The organism is Parabacteroides faecalis (genome assembly GCF_022809355.1).
Classification (GTDB): domain Bacteria; phylum Bacteroidota; class Bacteroidia; order Bacteroidales; family Tannerellaceae; genus Parabacteroides; species Parabacteroides faecalis.
The window spans coordinates 1-6,383 of the sequence record NZ_JAKZMM010000090.1 but is presented as its reverse complement, the minus strand read 5'-3'; the positions used below and the strand labels follow the sequence as shown (position 1 = coordinate 6,383).

4 protein-coding genes and 1 pseudogene are annotated in these 6,383 nt (G+C 35.4%); 1 reads left to right on the top strand and 4 read right to left on the bottom strand.

The window, feature by feature from the left end:
* The 4 genes from MUN53_RS17985 to MUN53_RS17970 all read right to left on the bottom strand — a co-directional run.
* Positions 1-1,129: 6-bladed beta-propeller (locus tag MUN53_RS17985; protein ID WP_243326784.1), on the bottom strand; the 1,129-nt coding region annotated here is incomplete at its 3' end.
* Between the two features lie 45 nt (positions 1,130-1,174).
* Entirely contained in the window at positions 1,175-2,314 is a 1,140-nt protein-coding gene (locus MUN53_RS17980) for a BF3164 family lipoprotein (RefSeq protein ID WP_243326782.1), read from the bottom strand.
* Between the two features lie 188 nt (positions 2,315-2,502).
* Positions 2,503-3,828: a 6-bladed beta-propeller gene (locus MUN53_RS17975; RefSeq protein ID WP_243326781.1), complete on the bottom strand. Its 1,326-nt coding sequence runs from the start codon at positions 3,826-3,828 to the stop codon at positions 2,503-2,505.
* Between the two features lie 178 nt (positions 3,829-4,006).
* Positions 4,007-5,764: a tetratricopeptide repeat protein gene (locus tag MUN53_RS17970; RefSeq protein WP_243326779.1), complete on the bottom strand. Its 1,758-nt coding sequence runs from the start codon at positions 5,762-5,764 to the stop codon at positions 4,007-4,009.
* Between the two features lie 361 nt (positions 5,765-6,125).
* Here MUN53_RS17970 and MUN53_RS17965 point away from each other — a divergent pair.
* Positions 6,126-6,308: pseudogene (locus MUN53_RS17965) on the top strand (hypothetical protein); the annotation flags it as partial.
* Between the last annotated feature and the right edge of the window lie 75 nt (positions 6,309-6,383).

Genomic DNA, 6,383 nt, shown 5'->3' with positions numbered 1-6,383 from the left:
CATCTTCACCCAATTTTGCGGCGATATCCTTCAGTTTACCTTTTAACTTTCCTTTTTCATAATCCCTGCAAAGTTCAAAAGCATCGATGGTAGCCCATAATTCGCCTTTGGTATTTATAGGAGTGAACATAACCATATATAATTCCTTTTTATAGGAATAATCGCCATTGTATATGATGTAACTGAAAAAATCCTTTTCTTGGGTATCATACACAAAGTAAGTCTTAGGGAAACCTTCTTCTTTCCTGAAATCATACACATTCTTGATGCTTTCCATGAAATAATAACGATCGGAAACTAACTTCAAAATCAGGTAAAATTCCGGATCTAGGGTATGAACTGGCGGTGTTTTCGCAATAAATGGGCGTAAACTACAATCAGGCATTAATGTGTAAATTGTATCTGAAGAAGGTTCCAACAGAATCCAATTACCCTTAAAGGGAGTTATTCTACTATAAGGTCCAGGTCCGGCAGCTCTTGTTCCGCCTTCATATCTTAAAAGTTGAATAAAGAGCTTCTTTTCTTTAAATGGAGTGATAATCTCTCTGGTTATACTTCCGTCTTTCTTTGATATAAGCAGGAACGGTATATCTGCATTACATTCATCATAGCAAATCAGATTATTCTTATCATAATTGAATATTTCCCCATAAAACTGGGTGTCGCCTTCTTGCTTCTGTTTAAAACTTCGTTTAAAATTTCCTTCCAAGTCATAAACCTTTATTTTTCTTGCCAAAAAATCATTTATAAATAGTTCTTCGTTCTCTTCATCCAATATAATTTTTAGACAAGATATGTATTCTTCTCCACCTTGCCCTTTTCGGTTTATTTTACGGATAGCTTTCCCATTTCGGTCATACACAAAAATATCACCGTCTTCCCGATAATTTGTTACTATTATGTATTTTTCGCCTATAGCATTCACATATCCTTGATTAACAAACTCATCGTTTGTTTCCAACGGAATGTATTCCACATCCATAAAGTCCTGAAGAACCAGTTCTTTTTTAGGTGAATAACTGCTTTTGGTTACATCAACTGTTATAAAACCATCAGTCGATGTATTGTCACTTCCGCAACTTGTCATTACAAGTAGAAGGATTGTCTCGATAAAGATTAATGTTTTCATAAGCGTGAGATTATAGGTATTCTACTATTGTGATATAAATTCTACTTATTCTGGTATTTGGAACTCAACAAAAGGATCATCGTAATCAGGATTAATACCTAATATTGTTTTCCGCTCTTCATCAACATACACCTTACCAAAGAAGTCTTTCAATTTATATTTCTTTATCGGATTGCCATTCCAATCGTACTGCTCAATATAAATGTAGGTATTTCCTTTCTGTTTTTCTTTAGCAACATCAATAGGAGTTCTTCCACTATAAGCACAATAAACAAAATCCTTTCCTCCCATTATACCCCAATAATATGTAATATTCTTATCCAGACCATCGGCCAAACGTAATGTTTTACTATCAAATTCTTTCAAATTGTAGTTTATTGTTTTAACGGAAGAAGCATCCATATTCATAAACTTCAATGCTTTGAAATACTTATAAATATAAACCATCCTATCTTGCTCTGGATTAATAATAAAATCCCCAATATAAGCATAGGAACTTTTCATATTCGGATTCAATTGTAAACTATAAATTTCCTGGTTATAAACAGAATCATGATCTTGATAAGTATGGATAATACTTCTCCCAGTTGGACTTTCATCTACATAAATAAAATCATTATTTCGCAGATTATATATATCCGTTTTCTGAGAAATATTTTGTTTGGAAGCTTGTAATTTAAAAGGATATGGTATGATATTTCCATTTAAATCCAATTGATACAATTTTTCATTCGTTGCTTCGAATAAATAGCAAAGTAACATCGAATCCTCTGTAGGAATTATATTGGGAAACCGAAACTCATCCGGTCCAGGTCCGACAATGCCTTTTGCTTTGAAGAATGTCATCTCTGGATAATTGAATATTAAAAAAGGATGAGCATCTTTACCGTAGCTAAAAACTTTCATGACCAAACGATTCCCTTTGACTATTATCTTAGGTTCCCGTGGTTGAAAAATAAACGAATCATTGGGGATTATTCGTTTTCCTTCCAATTCGATCACTTCACCAAACGTCTCTTCATTATTATATTCAATATTTTCCGTTGTTAATGGAGGCAGTTTAACTTCTTGTTCTATCTTAGCCGAATCAAGAACTTCTAAATCTGATGGCAAATTTTCTTTATTCCTTGTATTACAAGAAATAAAAGCAATAAATACTAACAATAAACCGTAGGTGTAATTCATAGCAAATCAAATATTATTTTATTCTTTTACTCCTATATTTTTATCCTTTTCTCGTTACATTTTATATTTTTGACAGATGTCGAAAAGCTTTACCACATTTGTCAAAAAGCTTTAGCACATATATGGAAAAGCTTTACGACTACTGTTAAAAAATTAAAAAGTAACGAATTTTAGGTTCATACTTTCTATTATTTCAAGGTGGCTATTACGATTATCTGTTCATCTTCACTCAGACGGTTCAGCAGATCAAGCCAACGTTGCTTGCTGGATTCGTCTTTTACCTGTTCGTCCTTGAGCTTTTCGATATCGATGTTCTGCTCAATCTCGTCTATATTCATTATATCAACCAGGTATTTCCCGTTCTCTGATTTATAATCGACTCGGAAAGGACAACCGCCGGACATATCATTGCGGAATAACATGCTTTTCTCACTGAAACTCCTGTGTACGACGTCTGCAAATTCCAATTTCCTTTCAACTATCTTATTCTCATAAGGGGCAAAATCTGTTTCCCCTTTCTTTTTATTATAACGGACAACAATCCCTTCTCGTCCTTTATTAAGAAGCAGATATAAATAATCTTTTGATAGAAGATAATCACATAAAATGTAGTAATCAAAAACACGATCATCTAATTTTCCCCATTGAGCAGCCATTTCAAACGGAACTTTTTTCTCAAAATGGAAGTTGTATAGGGCATTAAAAGTTAATTGAGTGGTATCAAACTTTAAAATGGCATCGCTCAACCCAAAGCTCATGGTAAAATCTCCAGCATAAAAGTCTTTTAGATTCTTACTGCCTTCTCCCCATTTCGGTTCTCCAAAAAGATTGCCTACTTGTTTATTTAACTCATCCTTCCGCTTGATTACTTCCGGATTGTAATATTTTTTCTTGATCTGGAAACTTGAATCAGTCAAAGCCCATGTCCAAATATCTTGTCGGGGAAAACCGAGAGGTATATAATCTCTTAAAAATATATATTCTTTCCACTTATACATTGCTGGTTCAAGATTAGAATATATATCAATTAATTTTGTATTGGGAATGGTTCTTTTATATTGCCCATCTAATCCAAATACTTTTATCGCTTTTATGGTTTGTATATAGATTTCTTGGTTTGTTTCATCTAATACCAAGAGAAGGGAAAAGTCATATTCTTTGGGTCCTTCGCCTCGGTTTCCTATTCGTCTCAGGAATTTCCCATCGCGGGTATATAAACAGACCGAAAATAAATCATCTACCAAAATAAAAGAATCCGAAACTTGTATATTATGTATCTCTTCCCGTAGCATAGATTCATCCGTTACTTCCAATTGCACGAATTCTATATCAGAAGCCACTTCACTTAATGGGAAGAGCTGATCGACCGTCGGTGTTATATCTGCCGGTATTTCAATAAGAGGCACACCGTTTTCATCATGACCTGATTCTTGCCTTTGATTGAAACCACAACCGACGAACAGGCATCCTGCCCATAAAACGGTAATCAGCGAGATAAAAGTTTTTGGATTCATATATAATTATCTTTTAACTTTATTATTCTTATCGTGATTTGATTCTATAATCCGTTTTCCTTCCCTCAAAAGTAAGGAAAGAATTGATTCGTTGTATGGACACTTTTTATACGCATCAACCGGCTGACGAATAGAATGTTAATCGATAAAACGATGTTATTTTACCGGACAGCGACTCTTAAAAATGGTGAATAAATTGTTCTAATTCGCCTTTTTCCCATTTCTTATTCGGATCTAAGCGCCTTTTGAGCCGTTGTTTTCGCTTTTCCAAGCTGTCGTCTGTTATCTTTAACAAGGACTTCTGTTCTTTTTTATCGTATCCCAAACGCATAAGGCAACAGAGCTGGAGATCTGTTTCGGTCAACTGAGGAAAAGCTTTTCGCAGTCGTTCGAAGAACTGCTGGTGCAAGGCATCCGTGCGGGCAATCAGTTCCGGCCATTCCTTCTCTTCAATCGTATGGGCTTGCTTGATTCGGGTAAATATATCCGGCGTATTTTCCCGCTGTTTGATGATTTCTTCGTATTGTTTGATTTCCTCGTCCTTTTGGTTGAGGCGAACCAAAATTTGTGATTTCTGACTATTCAGTTTTTCATTCTGTTCAAGCAGATTGGATACTTCTTGTTCTAACGAAGCCTTTTCCTGTTGTAAATCATCATAATCGGATTGTCGCAACGACAGACTGTCTATTTGTTCCTGATAAGAAGCGATGGTCCGTTTGTTTTCTGCTATTTGAGACCGAATCGCATGCAATTGCTCAAACAGGCGGATCGTTATTCTTTTCTTATCCATGTACACAAGTAAAATAATAATGATTGCCACAAGCAATAAAGAACTGCCCCAGAATATCAACTTCGACTGTTTCAGTTCCAGTTGCTGTTTTTCCGTAAGGAGTTTCTCATGCTTGTATTTGGCTTCGACTGCTATAACCGCTTTCCGATTTTCTACTTTTTGGATAGAATCATTACATTCCCAAAACAGGTTGTTGTATTCTACGGCTTTTTGGTAGTTTCTTTGTCCTGTATACACATAATAAAAGCATTGATAAGCAGAGCGTTTTGTATATAAATTCTTCGTTTGCAAGGCCTTTTCCAGATAGGGAATAGCCGAATCAAAGTTTTCTGATAAACGATATAAATCGCCTATATTCAAGTAAATGGCAAATTTCTCTTTGGAAGATAATTCTTTTTCAAAGCTAAGCAGGCGTTGTAAACAAGCAAGAGCTTCCTGGTACTTTTGAATACGACTGTATATGATAGCTAATTCTTTTAGTCCTAATTTCAGGGTTGGCATGTATGAAATCTGTTCCGCGATGGAAATAGCCTGTTGATAGTTAGCTATTGCTTGCTCCCAATCTCTTTGTGTTCCATAAATCCGTCCCAAATAAGCGCTTACAAAAGATAAATTAATGCTGTCTTTGGCTTGTTCTGCGAAATCAAAGGCTAGTTTATAAGCCGTTAATGCTTTATCTGTGAGATTAGAGTATGCAAAAATATTCCCTAAATGTGATGCAGCCAGGATCTGTAATTTATAATGTTTACTGCCTTGGGAAAAAGTCAACGCACTTAGGAAAGAATGAGCCGCTTTCTCATAGTCTCCTAATTCTTTTTCTACGCAACCTTGCAGATAGAATGCACTAGCCAAATTCGAGAAGTCATTTTTTTTCTCATAATAACGAATAGCAAAACAGATTAATGAATCAGATGTATGTGTTCGATTAGTTTTATCAATGGCCAGTGTCATCAGTAAACACCAACGAGCCTGTTCCTTTTCCGAATATTGCTGCAGATTCGGAATCCCTTTTAAAAGCGTATAAGCGCTGTCTGCTTGATGCATCCGGAGAAGTCCTTCAGCTTCATTCAGAACCTCAAATATTCTTCCGGAAGGCTGGCAAGCAGCCAACAAAACAAGCAGCCAAAGGATCAAATAATTTTTCATGGATGTAAGTTGTTAACTGATTTTATTACCCAAAAGTAGAAAAATAATTGATTCGTTGTATGGACAGCCTGTTTGTGTGTCAAATGAATGATAAATAGTAAGTTAATCGATAAAACGCCAATTTTTTACCGGACAGCCTACTCTTAAAAAGAGTGAACGAAATGTTTTATTGCTTAATATTTATGGAGATAACAGTCCATTCTAATATGTCGTTGATCAGATATTCCATATCTCTTTGGATTTTGGGCAGAAAGAAAAACAACTGCTTTACAGAAAATATACTATATTTGTAGTAGCGAAACGGCTGTTTCGGAAACGGCCATTTCGGAACTTGGAATGAAAGGAATGAGTCTGATAAACCGAGAATGAACTGAACGATGAAGCCACGTTCTTCGAAGTAAAACGTAAAGCTGTAAACATAGATAAGGATATGTTGGAGCAAAAGGCGGCAACTTTCCTGTGTGCTACTGGCGAGTTCAAAGGATATAGTATATCTTACCAAGGATTGTCTGTCATGCTACAGATTTACTTTACACCCATTTAACAAAAAAAGAGAAAGCAATGGGAAAGAAAGGAATCAGTCATCGCAAATTCAGTATTGAGTTCAAATTGTCCGTTT

Bases quoted from the DNA above. Each gene is read 5' to 3' on its own strand.
- MUN53_RS17980 (WP_243326782.1), bottom strand. From the start codon at position 2,314: ATGAATTACACCTACGGTTTATTGTTAGTATTTATTGCTTTTATTTCT.
- MUN53_RS17970 (WP_243326779.1), bottom strand. From the start codon at position 5,764: ATGAAAAATTATTTGATCCTTTGGCTGCTTGTTTTGTTGGCTGCTTGC.
- MUN53_RS17975 (WP_243326781.1), bottom strand. From the start codon at position 3,828: ATGAATCCAAAAACTTTTATCTCGCTGATTACCGTTTTATGGGCAGGA.